This is a genomic window from Stieleria bergensis, from assembly GCA_007745635.1.
Lineage (GTDB): Bacteria > Planctomycetota > Planctomycetia > Pirellulales > Pirellulaceae > Stieleria > Stieleria bergensis.
Genome location: CP036272.1, coordinates 3,846,415 through 3,862,478 on the forward strand (window position 1 = coordinate 3,846,415; position 16,064 = coordinate 3,862,478).

11 protein-coding genes are annotated in these 16,064 nt (G+C 54.8%); 6 read left to right on the forward strand and 5 right to left on the reverse strand.

The features are described 5' to 3' along the window. Positions 1-45: 45 nt before the first annotated feature. Entirely contained in the window at positions 46-2,388 is a 2,343-nt protein-coding gene (locus SV7mr_RS13395) for a diguanylate cyclase (RefSeq protein ID WP_145272900.1), read from the forward strand. 119 nt (positions 2,389-2,507) lie between these two features. Next, positions 2,508-3,683: a GIY-YIG nuclease family protein gene (locus SV7mr_RS13400; RefSeq protein WP_145272904.1), complete on the forward strand. Its 1,176-nt coding sequence runs from the start codon at positions 2,508-2,510 to the stop codon at positions 3,681-3,683. A 78-nt stretch (positions 3,684-3,761) separates the two neighbouring features. Here SV7mr_RS13400 and deoC read toward each other — a convergent pair whose 3' ends face one another. After that, the gene (deoC, locus tag SV7mr_RS13405) at positions 3,762-4,487 is read right to left on the reverse strand and encodes a deoxyribose-phosphate aldolase (RefSeq protein WP_145278407.1); all 726 of its coding nucleotides are present in this window, start codon (positions 4,485-4,487) and stop codon (positions 3,762-3,764) included. A gap of 503 nt (positions 4,488-4,990) precedes the next feature. Here deoC and SV7mr_RS13410 point away from each other — a divergent pair. After that, positions 4,991-5,407, forward strand: a complete 417-nt coding sequence (locus SV7mr_RS13410; protein ID WP_145272907.1) for a hypothetical protein — start codon at positions 4,991-4,993, stop codon at positions 5,405-5,407. 66 nt (positions 5,408-5,473) lie between these two features. Here the strand turns inward: SV7mr_RS13410 and SV7mr_RS13415 are convergent, their stop codons facing one another. Next, entirely contained in the window at positions 5,474-7,063 is a 1,590-nt protein-coding gene (locus tag SV7mr_RS13415; protein ID WP_145272910.1) for an FAD-binding oxidoreductase, read from the reverse strand. A 295-nt stretch (positions 7,064-7,358) separates the two neighbouring features. Between SV7mr_RS13415 and SV7mr_RS13420 the strand changes: the two genes are divergently transcribed. Further along, positions 7,359-8,543, forward strand: a complete 1,185-nt coding sequence (locus tag SV7mr_RS13420) for a glycosyltransferase (RefSeq protein WP_419187349.1) — start codon at positions 7,359-7,361, stop codon at positions 8,541-8,543. A 112-nt stretch (positions 8,544-8,655) separates the two neighbouring features. Here the strand turns inward: SV7mr_RS13420 and SV7mr_RS13425 are convergent, their stop codons facing one another. The 3 genes from SV7mr_RS13425 to SV7mr_RS13440 all read right to left on the reverse strand — a co-directional run bounded on the left by SV7mr_RS13425 (position 8,656) and on the right by SV7mr_RS13440 (position 12,713). Further along, positions 8,656-9,807, reverse strand: a complete 1,152-nt coding sequence (locus SV7mr_RS13425; RefSeq protein ID WP_145272913.1) for a prenyltransferase/squalene oxidase repeat-containing protein — start codon at positions 9,805-9,807, stop codon at positions 8,656-8,658. Positions 9,808-11,138: 1,331 nt separating this feature from the next. Further along, on the reverse strand, positions 11,139-11,747 hold the full coding sequence (clpP, locus tag SV7mr_RS13435; protein WP_145272919.1) for an ATP-dependent Clp endopeptidase proteolytic subunit ClpP: 609 nt from the start codon (positions 11,745-11,747) through the stop codon (positions 11,139-11,141). A 285-nt stretch (positions 11,748-12,032) separates the two neighbouring features. Beyond that, on the reverse strand, positions 12,033-12,713 hold the full coding sequence (locus SV7mr_RS13440; protein WP_145272922.1) for a ClpP family protease: 681 nt from the start codon (positions 12,711-12,713) through the stop codon (positions 12,033-12,035). A 704-nt stretch (positions 12,714-13,417) separates the two neighbouring features. On the opposite strand from SV7mr_RS13440, the gene SV7mr_RS13445 reads away from it, so the two are divergent. Then, a complete protein-coding gene (locus tag SV7mr_RS13445; RefSeq protein WP_145272925.1) occupies positions 13,418-14,434 on the forward strand; it encodes a hypothetical protein in 1,017 nt (338 codons plus the stop codon). A 1,281-nt stretch (positions 14,435-15,715) separates the two neighbouring features. Continuing rightward, complete coding sequence (locus SV7mr_RS25385) at positions 15,716-16,021, forward strand: hypothetical protein (RefSeq protein ID WP_419187350.1); 306 nt, start codon at positions 15,716-15,718, stop codon at positions 16,019-16,021. Positions 16,022-16,064: the final 43 nt, after the last annotated feature.

A 16,064-nucleotide genomic window follows, 5' to 3' on the forward strand; every position in this document is an offset into this window, starting at 1 on the left:
CGGCTTGCCCTTTGCCTTGTTTGCATCGGTGCCAGCATCATCCTCGTGAGTCACTGGCTCGGTCTGCGCGCCGATGAGAATGAACTCAAGCATCAAGCGCGACGCCAGTTGTGCGAAACGATCGCTCTGAACAGTACCAGCCACATTCGCAAGCAACAATGGCTTGATTTGCAGGTGACCTCAGAGATTTTGGTTGATCGCTACGACGATTTGCTATCGATCGGCATTCGCAATAACTTTGGAGACATCAAAGCCGACGCTGGACACCACCAAGATCTCTGGGACGACGTTCGCGGCGAGACTCCCAACGTCGCCGGCGTCAGCGTCCCCATTACGCTCAATCAACGCCCCTACGGCAACGTCGAACTCGTCTTTCGAAATCAGACCCCCTCCTTATTGGTTGGTTTTGCCGAACACCCGCTGATTCGGCTGGTTGTCTTTTTCTGCATCGCCGCATCAATCGCCTACACGGTCTTCCTAGGCAAAATGATGCGCGTCTTTAACCGCACTCAGGTGATCCCTGACCGAGTGCGCAGTGCCCTGGACACACTCGCCGAGGGTCTGCTGGTGATGGACGAACGCGGCAAGGTGGCACTCGCCAATCATTCGTTTTCACAAGCGGTCGACCTTCCGACGGACGTCTTGCTGCAGTCCAGTGCTCAGTCGTTGCCATGGACGGATGCCTTCGATCAACCCTGCAAGACCTTGCCATGGGCAGAAGCTCTGGACGAGCGACGCATGGTCAAAGAACGCATCCTGCACCTGCAAGTCACCGACAACATTCGACGTATTTTTTCCGTCAATTCGGCCCCCATCGCGGGCGATCGATCCAATCGCGGCGTCATCGCGACCTTCCGCGACGTCACCCAAATCGAAGAGCATCGCGTCGAAATCGAAACCACGCTGCAACTCTTGCAGGAATCCCAGAACGAAATCGAGCGAAAGAACCGTGAACTCGAAATTCTGGCCAGCCGCGATGCACTGACCGGATGTCTGAACCGCCGCGCCTTCTTTGAACAGTTTGGGAAACTCTGGCGTCGATCGACCAAGCGGGATCATCACCTCGCCTGCATCATGGTCGACAACGACTACTTCAAACGCGTTAACGATACCTACGGCCACACCGTGGGCGACGAAGTGCTGCGAGAGGTTTCCAAGATCCTCCTGGAACTCGAAGAAACCGGTGCCGTCGTTTGCCGCTACGGTGGCGAAGAGTTCTGTGTTTTGCTCAGCCAAACGAGCTTCGACCAAGCCAAACAAACCGCGGAAGAGATCCGGCAACGCATCGAGGCACTGAAACTAGCCGACATCCCCGAATTGACACTTTCGGCCAGCCTTGGCGTCACCGAGCGCTGCCACGGAGCTCTGGACCCGCAAGCCCTGATCGACCAAGCCGACAGTTGCATGTACGTTGCCAAACGTAACGGACGCAATCAGGTTGTCGGTTACGATCCGAATTTGCCTTCCTTTGAACAAGACGTCAAAGACGATGCCGCTGACGAAGCCAAAGCGAGCGTGCCGCCCGAGGCTGTTAGCGCTCTGATTTCCTCATTGGCTTATCGCGACGTCTTTACAGCCGAACACTGCCAGCGCGTGGCGATGCTTTGTGATGTGGTTTCGGAAGCCTTTATGGATCAAGGCGATCAGTACACGCTTCGTGCTGCCGCTCTGCTGCATGACATTGGCAAGATCAGCGTCCCCGATTCGATCCTGATGAAACAGGGACGCTTGCGTCCAGACGAAATCGAATTGCTCGACCGCCATGAATCCATGGGTGTGTCACTCATTGAGACGACCTTTGGCGATGCATGCTTGACAGGCATTCTGACCTACCGCAACGCTCACTTTGATGGTTCGGGGCGCCGACGGGACCTACCCTGTGGCGTCAACATTCCGATCGGTGCTCGCATCCTGGCGATCTGTGACAGCTATGACTCGATGGTCTCTGATCAGGTCTACCGAAAAGGATCTTCGCACGAAGTCGCCATTGCTGAACTTCGCCGCTACGCAGGCAGCCAGTTCGACCCGCAACTCGTCGAGCACTTCGCTCAGGTTGTCAGCGAGTCGACCAGTGAACAGCGCACGAGCGACGAACCGGACACCGCTGTGCAGATTTGTTTCCAAGTTGAACGCATCCTGGAAGCCGTCGAGCATCAAGACGCTGCAGTGCTGTCGAGTTTGTCATCAAGACTCTCCGTTTACGCTCGCAGCCGTGAAGCAGGGATCATTTCCCAAGCCGCCGATTACCTGAATCAAAACTCCCAGCTTGAAGCCGTGCCATGGGAAGGCTTGCTGGCCGCAACCAACGCATTGCTGTCGGAATGCCGCAAAACCGTTGAATTGGTACGGGAAAACACCCCACAACAACCTCACCTGTTGGCGCGTTGACCGGCTTTACGCCTCCCCTACAATCGCTATTGCCCTCTTGCCAGCTGTGATACAATGAGCTGGAAAATAGGCCGGGCCATCGAGAACCTCGGCATTGGATTTCGCGCCGGTGGAAAGCGATGGATGTGCTGGAACATGATCTAAAGGAATTTGGGTTCGGCGTTGATCCGTTCAACCCCGGCCACCGACGACCGCTTCACATGGTCGGTGGACTGTCTCGCGACGAGTTGAAGCAGCAAGTCATTCAGGCTTGCCCTCGCGTCCCCGGTGTGTACGGCATGCTTGATCGCAGCGGCCATCTGATCTACGTTGGCAAAAGCAAATCCCTGCGTTCACGATTGCTCAGCTATTTCAGCGCAGCCAGTGAGGACGAGAAAGGCGGCCGAATCATTGAATCCGCCAGAGCGATTCAGTGGGAGACTCAACCGAGCGAGTTTGCCGCTCTGCTGCGAGAACATCAACTGATTCGGTTGTTTGCTCCACGCTGGAATGTGCAAGGCGTTCCCAAACGTCAACAACCCATCTATCTTTGCTTGGGCCGTGACTCCGTCCCACATTTCTATCTTTCGCGAAAGATTCCCACCGATCCGCTTGCGATGCAAGGTCCGTTCTATGGTTCGAAACGGATGCGAGTGGCGGTAGAGATTTTGAATCAACTGTTCAAACTGCGTGATTGCAGCTCTCAGCAAGTGTTCCAGTTTTCCGAACAGCTTTCACTGTTCGAAATGGATCACCGTCCCGGATGTCTGCGGCTGGAGATTGGCACCTGCTTGGGGCCTTGCGCCGCAGCATGCACTCGCAACGAATACGACGAACAAGTTGGCTTGGCGAAAGCGTTTCTACAAGGCTTGGACCAGCAACCCATTGACGCCTTGCAAGCTCGCTTTGACCAAGCCATGGCAAACTATCAGTATGAACTGGCCAGCCGCCTGCATCGCAGCATCAAGGCCATCAGCTATGTGCAGCGCAAGCTCAGCATGCTGGCCAAAGCTCGCACCAAGTACAACTTCATCTATTCCGTCCCCGGATACGATGGCTGTCACAATTGGTATCTCATTCATTGCGGCGAAGTCATTGAAGTCGCTTCGGCGCCCAAGAATCCCGAAGGCTATCAGCAGCTCAAACCGACCCTCAAGACCTGGCATGCGACGCTGGAGAGTGAAAGCCAGTTCGGTCACGGCCCCTTTTCATATAGCATTGGCACGGTCGCACCGTGGTTCCGCAAGCATCCCGAACAACTTGACCGCACCTTTCGCCCCAAACAAGCCGGCCGCAAATACCGCCAGCGCGTGTAGCAAGAGCACGCGGCATCCCACCGCTTGGACGGTTCGGTCATGAACTGCCTGGCTCGTTAAGACACTGCCTGGCTGGAATCAGTACCCTTCGCTGGGGCCGGCACCATCAAACTGAATTTTTTCTAGCCCCAACGCCTCTCGAACCGAATCGAGCAACGGCTGTGATTTACTGGTTCCCACGCGAGTCACGCCGATCTCACGTACCTTGATCAAGGTTTCTCGATCGCGCACGCCGCCGGCGGCTTTGACCTGAACATGGTCGGCGGAGTGTTGACGCATCAACCGCAGATCTTCCAGCGTTGCCCCTCCGGTGCCATAACCGGTCGACGTCTTCACCCAGTCAACGTTCAGTTCGCTGCAGATTTCACAGAGTTTGATTTTGTGAGTGTCTTCCAGGTAACAGTTCTCAAAGATCACTTTGACCTTCTGGTTGGCTGCGTGCACCGCTTCGGTAACAGCCTTAATTTCCGCGGTCACGTACGTCCAATCTCCGCTCAGAACCTTGGATTGATTCACCACCATGTCGAACTCTTGACCGCCATCCTTGATGGCTTGCTCGGTTTCCTTGACCTTCATGCTGGTGGTGTGCCCGCCGTGAGGGAACCCGATCGTCGTAGACGCCTGCACCGTGCTGCCAGCAAGCAGTTCGGCACAACGCGCCAAGTAGTAAGGCATGAGACACACGCTGGCCACATCGTACGCCAGCGCCAGAGCGATGCCCTGTTCCAATGTTTGCTGATCCGTCGTGGGATGCAACAGCGAGTGGTCAATCATCTTGGCAAAGTCGCTGTACTGAGGAGACATCGTGGATTCCTTTCGTGGTCGAAAACTGGACCGGTGTGGTTTGAATTGGATTGCTGCGAAAATGGAGCGGGTTAGAACATTCGACGGACAATCGATGAGCCGATAGGCGCGCCCGTCATCGCCCCAGGGATCGCCCCAGGGATCGCCCCAGGGATCGCCCCAGGGATCGCCCCAGGGATCGCCCCAGGGATCGCCCCAGGGATCGCCCCAGGGATCGCCCCAGGGATCGCCCCAGGGATCGCCCCAGCGATGAGGCCAGCGATTCATTCAGCGACCTTTGAAAACGACCGCCCATCCCGCCGCGAAGCCTCGCATCGGTTCACGTTCCCAGTTTAGCATTTCGCATCCGAATCGAGAATCCGTGACCTGGCCAGCGAGCGTCTTTGGCCGAAGCTATAGCATTCGGAACAATCGTTACGAATCGCCGTCAGCGGTGTCTATCTATGCCCTTCCCAGGAACAATTCGAACCTCCGATTCCGCAACGATCGATGACAACATTGCCATGAAAACCGATCTCCTGCAGGTGACCGCCGAACCGCTAGATGTCATCCAGCGTGTCGAATCGACGCTGGCCGAGCTAGAGGTCCGTACAAACGATTCTCAGATCGCGACGGACCCGCCAGCGACTTACCTGCGCATCGAACCTTCGCACGGGCCACAGCCACCGGCGTTTCGCGATGCCGGGGTCGCAAAGATCCGTCCTCGTCGCCGATCGAAGGCCCAGGACGATCCAGAGAGAGTCCAATCCAGCAGCGAAAACAGAGCATCATTCCCGCTGACTGATCATGCCCAAAACATCATTGATCAGCTTAGGGAATGGTCACTGCGTTTGGACGCAAAACAGCATCAATTGGATCATCGCGAACAGACTCTCAACCGCCGAGAACGCCTGCTACGTCAGATGGCCTCGGAGCTCTAGCCCCGTCACTTCCCGGCCAAAGCCCATTCAACAACCCCGCGCAACATCGCTGCCTGATCACCGCGTCTAGACTTCAATCGACGAGCTGCGATAAACGGGGCAACCCAAGGATTCGGCGACAGCCTTCATTTCACGATAACAAGCGGCGGCTTGCTTGGCTTTCAAGTCGTCGTTCTTGTCAAAGCTCAGGTTTGTCACGCACACGGCCGCTCGGGCGACAACAGGAGAGACGGTCACTGGCAAGTCGAATCCATATCGATTGGCAATCGGCTCGATGGCTTCAATCAACTGACTCACATCCGGACCCCGCATGGGCACCACAGGTGCAAACCAAACCAAACCCACGTCTTGCACCTGGCCGGACTCGGGTCGATGGCGAAAGAACGCGCCTTCCAAATGAGCTTTGCTGGGTACCCCTGAAAGGAGATCAAACACATCCGTCATCGTGTGTTGCAAATGCCGCAGTCGCTTCAGCGCATTGATCGGCGGCAGATGATCCACAGCCCACGCAGTCAGCGCGAGATGTCGTTTGGAAAAGAAGATCGGTTTGGAGATGCCGCGGAAAGCCGCTCGAATCGCCGCCCGTTTCGCTTTGACCTCCTGATGTGTTCCATACAGCCCTCCCAATGCATTCCAAGGGGCGACTTTACCTTGATCGCGCAGGCTGTTTCGATCCGAAGCCGTCAGCACCTCGTCGCCAGGGAACTGAGCCATCAACTCGCGCCGGGACGAAAGAGTGCGCAAGTCATTCGCAAAGTGGACCACACTATCAATCGTGCCGCGCTGGCGCAACTGACCAACGGCATTGACTGCCTGCTGGAACTGCTCAGGAGTCTGTAAACGAAAGGCGAATCCGGAGATTTCATCTGGACGCGGCATCAGCCACACCGTCATCCGCGTGACCACCGCCAAATCACTCTGTTGCAGCATGCCTTGCGGATTGGGGCCACGACCGTTGGGGTAAACATGCGCGACATCGGGCTCGAAAAACTGCTTGCCAAATCCGGTATGCAGCACCTTGCCATCAGGGGTGACATACTGATAGTTACTGACTTTGCTGGAGCGATCACCGTAGGGCGTGTGGCCAAAGCCTCGTTGCAAGACATTGCCGACAATGCTGGCGTCAGGCCCAGCACCGGTCACGTCCATCATCAAGGCTGACTTTCTTCGCTGTAATTCCTGGTACAGTTGGCCTTGACTGACGCCGGCTTCGATCACCGCATACCCTAACTCCTCGTTGATCTCGACAATCTGGTTCATGCGGCCCAGGTCCAGAATCACCGCCCCATCTTGGCTGGCACAGGCATCACCATAGCCCCAATTCTTGCCTCGGCTGATGGCTTTCCATGCCAAACCAGCCTCGGACAGCAATGGCATGATGCGTGAAACCTGCAGCAATGAATCAGGACGCAAAATCACCAGCGGAGTGGTGCCCTGTGGCAGTGTTGACTTGGCATACTGCTCGCGTGAGGCTCGCTGCGTTAACACATGCTGTTGACCAACCACACCGGCAAGCTTTCTCAAGAGCGTGGTGATGGCCGGTCGACTCGGCAGTCCACTGGTCGTCGCTTTGCCCAAGCCAGGCTTGACCACCGACGATTGCATGTCTTCACCAGCAACTGCTGGATAATCATTTGAAGAATGCGGTTGCGACATGAAAGAAGTACTAAAGCGTTTGCCAACGTATGAATTAGATTGAAGTAGATAAACTTAGGTTGAGCAGATGTGCGCAACGAAGAACGTAGAATCGGACATTCGATTTTCAAAAGCTGACCGTGATGAGTTCATTATGATCGCTACAACAGGAACATCGCGCAGCCCGGTCTGGGATCGCTGCCCCCCTGAACGATCAACTAAACAACGCGCCATGCCGCCTAATACCAGAATAACCGTTACTCCGTCGCCTAACGTGCGTCGGCCGCAATCCTCCCCACCGATCGTAGAAAGCCCGATGATGCCTAGCCCAACTGACCTTCCTCTCGTGCTGCACCCTCGCGTGATCAGCGGTCAAGGCGGAGGCCCCGAGAAGACCATTTTGAACTCGCCGCGGTTCCTTGAACCGCTGGGTTATCAGGCCGCCTGCCTGTATCTGCGTGATCCTCACGACGATGGCTTTGAAATCATTCGCCAGCGTGCTGGCCAGACACATGCTCCGTTGATCGAAATCGATGACTTTGGACTTCGCGACTGGAAAATTGTGGGGCGTTGCAAAGCGGCGGTGGAAGAAACATTGAAGCGTTTCTCGGCAGACGATGACTTCATCTGGCATGGACACGATTATAAATCCAACCTGATCGGACTACTGCTTCGCAAGTCATTCCCCAAAATGCAACTCGTCAGCACCGTCCACGGCTGGGGCCAGCGGACCTGGAAAACGCCGATCTACTTTGCGATCGATCGCTGGTGCTTGAAACGCTATCAGCAAGTCATCTGCGTCTCACAAGATCTCTATCAGGACTGCCAAAAACTTGGCCTCCCCGAAACACGCCTTAGCCTGATTGACAACGCCATCGCACTGGGCGATTACCAAGTCGACTACAGCCAAGCGGACGCCAAACAGCAACTTGGCCTCAACGAGGACGCCTTCCTGATCGCAGGCGTTGGCAGGCTGTCCGATGAAAAAGGGTTTGACCTCTTGATTCAAGCGATCGCGGAACTTAGCCAGAGCGGCAAGAATGTTGCGCTTCGCATCGCCGGCGACGGAGCCTTCCGCGATGCGCTGCAACAACAAATCGATCAACTGAATCTGGGCAATCGCATCGAGCTGCTGGGCTTTGTCGCTGACCCCAGGCTGCTCTATCAAGCTTGTGACACTTTTGTGCTCTCCAGCTTTCGCGAAGGGCTGCCAAACGTGTTGCTCGAAGCGATGGCGATGAAGCGTCCCGTTGTGTCAACACGTGTTGCTGGCATCCCCAAATTGGTCGTCGACGGAGACAACGGAATCCTGATCCACTCCGGTGATCACAAACAAATCAAAGACGCCGTTCAGATCATGCTGGAGGATCCCGAGACGCGACAAAGAATCGCGGCCAGCGGCTACGAAACGGTGTCCTCCAAGTTCAGCTTTCAAGTTCGCATGGACAAAATCGCCGCGATCTACAAAAAGCTTTCAACGACACCTTTTGATTGTCCTTAAAAATAAAGCCCAGCGTCGCGATGGCAACACTGGGCAACAACACTGGGCAATGGTCTGTCTGATCGACAACATCGAAAATCTTTGCTGCGGCGGGACGCCGCTTGGAGAGGGATCACTCCCGGCAGTACTTCAGTGCCATCAATGCGTAGGCAGTCACTAGATTCCGGTTGCCTTCCATCCAGCGGTCGCTGCCACCGTTGACCCACGAACCGTCCTTCTGTTGCCCCTTGACCAGGGTGGCGGTCAATTCACGTTTCCACAGGTGATCCTTGCCCTTTGAATCGGTCAGCACTTGAATCTTGGCGGCGTCTAAAGCTTTGGCAAAGGTGTGGAAGTAATAGTACAGACCGGACTGGCCCATGCCTGGATTCTCGTCCAGCGAGTAAGTTTTCTGAATAAAGTCCATGGCTGCTTGGACGCGAGGATCATCACTCGCCAGGCCTGCGTAAATCATGCTTTTCAAGCCAGCATAAGTCATCGATCCATAGCTTCGCAAACCACCGCCGTTGTCTGGCTCCACGACTTTGGTTTCACCACCGGCTGCCGGCGTGTAGTAGAACCCTCCGTCCCCGATTTTATCGGCGTGCTTGGTATCGTTGCCTTGGCCAGCCAAATTTTGCGTCCGCGCCACAAACTTCAGAGCCTTTTGAATCGCTTCATCGTCCGCTTCATTGCCAAGTTCGCGAAGGGCTTCCACCAAGAAGGAAGTGTTGGACAAGTCCGGACGCGAGTGGCTGCCATAGCCGGCCCCGCCGTAAGCCGGGTCCGAGGATTCAATGCCTTCACCTTCGTCCCACTGGATCTGCTTCAGGAATGCTTCGGCCCGCTTGAGTTGACTGTCGAAACGCCCGTCTTTGTTGGCTGCGATCATGGCACCAACCGCCACGGTCGTTTCATAATTGCGGTAGTGTGATCCGTCAACATAGACACCACCATCGGGGCGAACATTGCTGACGATAAAGTCAATCGCCTTTTTGACTTCGGGGGAACTGACTTCACTGGGGCGATGATCCAAGATCGCCCGAACACACAGCGAGGTCACGGCAACACCGGTCTCAGGACTGAAGGCCCCGTTGGCAGCTTGGCCGCGATTCTTCAGATAGCGAATCCCAGCGTCGGCAGACCTCTCAATGGCCGCGTTGGTTTCCTTGGGAGACTGATATTCAGAGGGCTCAGCAGCCAGAGCGACGTTGCCAAACAGGCAGACAGAAGCGGCACTCAGAACGGCCTTACAAGCAGAACGACGAGGAAACGGGAAAGTCATCGAAAGGTCTCGGCGTAAGGAGGAGAGGAAATGGGAATCGCGAGTCAACAGCGTCTGGAGGGTCATTGGAACGTCGGTGCAAATTGCATGCCCAACAAAACCACCCATCGAATGACTAGTATTGCACGGATTAGAGTCCAGAAAAGCCGCCATCGAAGATCAAAATAGCACCCCCGCGACGCATAATCCACCACCGCAAAACGTGACCCACCCGTGACCGGCCCGGTTTGGCCAACCATCGTCCCGCCACCTAAACACGACGGTGGAACACCATCGCCAGAGTCGCAAACCCCGATTCCCAATGTCCGAACGCCGAACGTGTTCCACTCCCAACCCAATTTCCGAACGCCGAAGGTGTTCCACTCCATAGCCCAGGGTCGCGAAGCGCACCCTGGGTTACCACATGCGTTCAATACCCTACCCCGAAGGGGTTGTACAATCGGCCTGGTTAAACACCCACGATTGACGCCCAACGATGTTCACGACGCGTGGGTCCAATTGTGGAACACCTACGGCGTTCGGAACCATCGTCGAATCGATACCCGGGGTGCGCTGCGCGACCCCGGGCTTTGACAATAGAACACCTACGGCGTTCGGCAGGAGCGCCCCAAATCTCCGAACCTCGAACGTGTACCACACCAATCCGACGGTTCCAAACCCGAAAACGTTCACGTCCCAAACCACGGCTCCACACACCAAAAACGTTCACGTCCCAAACCACGGTCCCACACACCGAAAACGTTCCACACCAACCCAATTTCCGAACGCCGAAGGTGTTCCACTCCATAGCCCAGGGTCGCGAAGCGCACCCTGGGTCACCATCACGCGCTCAACACCCTACCCCGAAGGGGTTGTACAACCGGCCTGATCTGCCCGCGACGTAAACACCCACGTTTGACACCCAACGATGTCCACGACGCATGGCTCCAATTGTGGAACACCTACGGCGTTCGGAAACCCGCGTCGAATCGAAACCCGGGGTGCGCTGCGCGACCCCGGGCTTTGACAATAGAACACCTACGGCGTTCGGCAAACAACCGACATCACACCAACGCCATCACACCAACGCCATCACACCAACGCCATCACACAACCAACATCACACAACCAACATCACACAACCAACATCACACAACCAACATCACACAACCAACATCACACAACCAACATCACACAACCAACATCACACAACCAACATCACACAACCGACATCTCAGGTGCCTGCGAAGTCCGGACAGGTCATGCCAAAAAACAACCCCTAGGTGCGAATCGCAGCCAGGGGTTTGCTAGATCATCTGAATCGCATTGAAACGCGATGGAATTCGTTGGCGCTACTCGCTGGCTTGGCCGGCGGTTTCGCTGCTGCTGGCGACGACTTTGTCGATCAGGCCGTATTCGCAGGATTCTTCTGCGCTCATGAACCGGTCGCGGTCGGTGTCTCCTTCGATCTTCTCCAACGAGTGACCGGTGTGCTCGATCATGATCTCGTTCATGCGTTGCTTGATGCGGCGCAATTCTTCAACGTGGATTTCAACTTCACGAGCCGTTCCCTGCATGCCTGCGAGCGGCTGGTGAATCATGATGCGGGCGTTTGGCAATGCGAAACGCTTTCCTGCCGCACCGGCGGTCAACAACACTGCGCCCATCGAAGCGGCTTGACCGATGCAGTAGGTGGCCACATCGCAGGACACAAATTGCATGGTGTCATAGATCGCCATGCCGGCGGTGATGCTGCCACCGGGGCTGTTGATGTACAGGTGAATGTCCGCTTTCGGATCATCGCTCATCAGAAAGAGCATTTGTGCGACCAGAGAGTTGGCGATTTGGTCGTCAACCTGCTGGCCAAGAAAAATAATGCGGTCCTTGAGCAACCGGCTGTAGATGTCATAGGTACGCTCTTCGCGACCACTCTTTTCGACAACGTAAGGAATCAAAGGCATAGTTCTGTATTTTGTCTGGTAAGGTGCATAAATAAGTGTCGCCTTTCGCTCCGCGAAAGCAGCGTGCTTGGCTCTTTGCCCACGCCATCGCAACCCTCGGCAATATTAGCGTTCGCGGCCCATCACAGCGTCCCACGAAGCTCTTCTCTGTCTCAATTGTGGCCTTTCGCTGCGCGAAAGCAGCGTGTTCAACACTTGGCTCACGCCATGGCAACTCTCAGCGATCGCTTGTCTGCCTCAGAAGTTGGGGCCGGAAAGCTCATTTGACTTTCTCCGGCCACACGATCAATCATCGTCATCATCTTCTTCGACAGGTTTGGTCAAGATATCGTCCACGATGCCGTACTCCTTGGCTTCGTTGGCACCGAGGAAGAAGTCTCGATCGGTGTCTTGGGAAATCTTCTCGACCGTCTGCCCGCTGTGCTTGGCGATAATTTCGTTCAAGACATCTCGATAGCGGAACATCTCAGTGGCTTGAATTTCAATATCGCTGACTTGACCACCGACCCCACCCATGGGCTGGTGCATCATCACTCGGCTATTGGGCAGACACTGGCGTTTGCCTTTGGCCCCACCAACCAGCAGGACCGCGGCCCCGCTACAGGCTTCTCCGACGCAATAGGTTGCGACGGGGCAGGACAGCATTTGCATGGTGTCGTAGATCGCCAAAGTGGCGGTCACGCTACCACCTGGAGAGTTAATGTAAAAGTGAATGTCCTTGCGGCGGTTTTCGCTTTGCAAGTACAGCAGCTTCATGACCAATTCATTGGCGTTTCCGTAATGAATTTCGCCTTGCAGGAAGACGATACGGTTTTCCAGCAGCAGATCGCCAAGGGTCATTTGGCGTTGTCGTTGGTAACTTTGGTAAGCATGGCTGGCGGCGAGATCACCTTGATTCAGGTCAGGTCGGCCATGACCAGAGGCGAGAGCGCCGGAGGAAAACGGGCTGGGGAATGGTAAATCCATAGAAATTCCACATTCTGCTTGGGAAAGGAAAACGCAATCGAGGCAGGTGCCGGACGCTAATAGCATAGCGCTCGGACAGCCAGCAAGTGGTCAGCGCCGTGGGAAACCGAACCGGCACCATAACCTTCGGCCAGAATCGTACCGCCAGATTAGCGAACTGTCACCAACAACTGTTCCCAATGAGGGAGACCGTGGCAAGGGGGGGGACCAAAGTGAAGGAACAATGAAAAGCCGGCCCACCACCAGAAAAATGTCCCCCAATCCATAAACCATTAGACATGCCCCTACAAGTATGCTATTCTAACCGCCATGCGCCCATTCATCATCATAGTCATCCTTCTAATCGCGTCAGCGAGCGGAAGTAGTTGCTGCGCTGGCGTGATTGTGGATTCTAACCACCCAGTTTGCCAGACTGAGATCTCCACGGATTTGGTGGCTCCGAGCGGTGATACACCGTTTTGCCAGAACGATACTGCGGATCATATTCGTCTATCTGACGAATATGAAAACTCAGATGAAGTGCGTGTCATTCTCGGAAATTTCTACGCAGTTGGACATACTTGTCCCAGGCCGTTAAAAGTTGTCGGATTACGAGTATGTTCCGAACCGCCGTTTGGTTTACCGCAGGATAGACCTTCTTAGAACTTTTGATTGATTTTGACAATTTTCACTATTAGTCTAACTTTCATTAATTCTGAGTAACCATGCTTAAAAAACTTTTTACAACTCTTTTGCCGGTTCTAATGCTGGCATCTACCGCTCAGGCGGGTTTGCAGGGCAGTGCATTATTAGCACTATCCGACATCAAAATTGTGCGCGTGAGTGATGATCAGGTTATTAGCGGCACCTTTGACGTCAACACAACAGAACTCGATGCGGGCGGTCCATTCGTACGTGTTTCTTCCGCTTTGACAAATAGCATCAGCGAGGTCACGCGTGGTGGAGTGACAGAGGAAGTCCTAGGCACATTTCAGATCTCCAGTGCCAACGGCGGCGGATCAATCGTCAGCACGAGCGGTAGTTTCGGTCCCGCATACATCGGAACAAACGCGTCCCCAGCAGATAACGACTTTACTATCCAAGCCGCAGATTATGTCCGTGCAGACAGCGCTTTCGGTGGCTCGTTCGTGGATATTGTTGAGCCTAATCTCGGTGGTGGCATCCTTAACATCGCTGGTCTTCCACCGATCGGACCAACGCCATTGGTGCCAGTTCCACCAACAGGTGGTTTCGGTACTACATATGCAGACTTCAATGTTGGCAGCTTGGACGGTCCAGTGACAGCAGGCTCAGCGAACATCGTTAATAACTCTTCACAGATTAGATTCCAGGCAAACTCCAACGAAACTGTGCGATTGGACTTCACTGCAACGTCGGACCTTTTCCTGGCACACACTGGAACTCCGAATCTCGGAGGGACCGCCAGCACATCGCTTCAAGTTACGATCAATGAAGTCTTCAATGGCGGATCGAACTTCCTTGGTCCTGTGTTTCCAGAGCTCAATCAGAGTATCAGCCTTTCGCCAAATGGCGCTGGCCCGAGCACCTACACATTTTCGGATGATCTTTCATCAGTTGAGTTTGATCTGAACGTTGGCAGCACCTATGAGATCACAATCAACCAGAAAAGTGCGATAGCGGTAGTTCCCGAACCATCGTCCGCCATCATCTTTAGCGTACTTGCTGCAGTTCCTTGCCTGATGCGTCGGCGCAAGTCGTAATTACTTCCGAAGCACCGCGCATGTGCTAAAGAGCCCTAAAAGCCCACTGCATAACGCAGTGGGCTTTTTCTGTTGGGAAACAGCCAAAAAACGAATTCTGTTCGGCTGTCACCCCCCTGTGGAAACAGCCTAGCGATATCGAATTGGGCGTAAGGGCACAACTAGTCAAAAATAGTTAGGCACTAATAGGATATAGACATCCCATAGCTATCCGATAATCAGATTTGCAAGAACCATCTCTATTGGTGGTCGCCCACCTGGCCCAGGCAGCTTCTGAATCAACGCTGAACTTTCAGCGAGAGAAATCAATCCAGCGTGGATCAATTCGACCACCAGCCCATTTCCTATGAATGCGGGTCACCAGCGAACTACCAAGGACCATGAGTACAGTTTCCATCCTTCCATTACTGAGAAAAGTGATTTAGCTGACGTTGTTGAATCAGACGCTCAAGCGAAAGGCCCGCGACTCATTGCGGCATGACCCGGCGTCCCCTTTTCGCAACATTCTTCGTTGCGTTTTGCATCATGGGCTCATTTGCGTGCTAGGGATTTCCGGTTGGTGTGCGGTTTGCGATGAGCTGGAGTCACTGAGGGCTGCTCTTCAGGATGACTTTTCTCCTGCCAGCTTCGGTCGGCTTGTCGCGCCTTGTGATTGGTCACGATTTGCTCCACTTCGCCACTCTTCTGCACCCGGTTTCACTCGGGAAAATCCCTGAGCGTTGAAATCAAACCGGTGGCAATCGCTGAAGCGTCTCCAGCTGAGGCGCTCACTCAATCATAAACGGCTGACGGGACGTGGTCACCAGCCTGCCCCATGCCCTTGCTCGCTACCACGCGAGGCCGAATCTGCAAACGGCGAAAAAGAACGCGGATCAAGCAGAGCCAAACCCGCCAACCCTGCCTCCCCTCCACCAAGCGTTCGGTGGCGACCTTCTCCACGCTAATGGGCTAGCGCAATTCCCTGAGAACTGGAACGCCTCAACTCCTGGACAACTGCGCCACCGGGCCACCCGTCAAGCGGAGCATTGGGGCTGCCTCTGGAAACCATGACCACTGATGACCAGAGGCCTGGACAGCCGGCGATAAGCCAGATCCATCAAAGGCACTGCGGAATCAATCACAAAAACATTCACGTTTTCCAGAGAAATCCTCTATACAAACAGGCCCTTGTGCACTATTTTATATTCGGAAAAATCAACCCAATCCGCATCAAAAAACATCGACAAGCCTGCCGGCACGTAATATCGTGTCTGCATGCGTGGTCTTTGTCTCATTATCGGTATGCTGACTATTGCGCTTTTCAGCGGAGAGTTTTGCTCTGCTGGACTGATTACCGATGCGCGCCTGCTCGATGGACCAACGATCGAGATTGTTGCCGCAGAAACGCGAACAACACCCCCTGCTGTCAGCAGTGCCAACCCTGACCGCTTTGAGTTGAGCCCCGCTTCACACAACTCCCAACTGAGCCCAGCGATCGTCGCTCCGACGGTTGCTCGACTTGAACGGCTCACAATCCTCGCCGTTGCCGTTCGCCAACGCGTAGCGATCGTCCCGCCGTATTGGACGCCTCCTGATCGGCCTGCTTAGCACCTGAAATAGAAAACAGCACACGCTTCATTTTTTTCTATTT

Excerpts from the sequence above, each read along its gene's own strand:
- SV7mr_RS13400 (WP_145272904.1), top strand. The coding sequence starts at position 2,508 with ATGGATGTGCTGGAACATGATCTAAAGGAATTTGGGTTCGGCGTTGAT.
- deoC (WP_145278407.1), bottom strand. The coding sequence starts at position 4,487 with ATGTCTCCTCAGTACAGCGACTTTGCCAAGATGATTGACCACTCGCTG.
- SV7mr_RS13410 (WP_145272907.1), top strand. The coding sequence starts at position 4,991 with ATGAAAACCGATCTCCTGCAGGTGACCGCCGAACCGCTAGATGTCATC.
- SV7mr_RS13415 (WP_145272910.1), bottom strand. The coding sequence starts at position 7,063 with ATGTCGCAACCGCATTCTTCAAATGATTATCCAGCAGTTGCTGGTGAA.
- SV7mr_RS13420 (WP_419187349.1), top strand. The coding sequence starts at position 7,359 with ATGATGCCTAGCCCAACTGACCTTCCTCTCGTGCTGCACCCTCGCGTG.
- SV7mr_RS13425 (WP_145272913.1), bottom strand. The coding sequence starts at position 9,807 with ATGACTTTCCCGTTTCCTCGTCGTTCTGCTTGTAAGGCCGTTCTGAGT.
- clpP (WP_145272919.1), bottom strand. The coding sequence starts at position 11,747 with ATGCCTTTGATTCCTTACGTTGTCGAAAAGAGTGGTCGCGAAGAGCGT.
- SV7mr_RS13440 (WP_145272922.1), bottom strand. The coding sequence starts at position 12,713 with ATGGATTTACCATTCCCCAGCCCGTTTTCCTCCGGCGCTCTCGCCTCT.
- SV7mr_RS13445 (WP_145272925.1), top strand. The coding sequence starts at position 13,418 with ATGCTTAAAAAACTTTTTACAACTCTTTTGCCGGTTCTAATGCTGGCA.
- SV7mr_RS25385 (WP_419187350.1), top strand. The coding sequence starts at position 15,716 with ATGCTGACTATTGCGCTTTTCAGCGGAGAGTTTTGCTCTGCTGGACTG.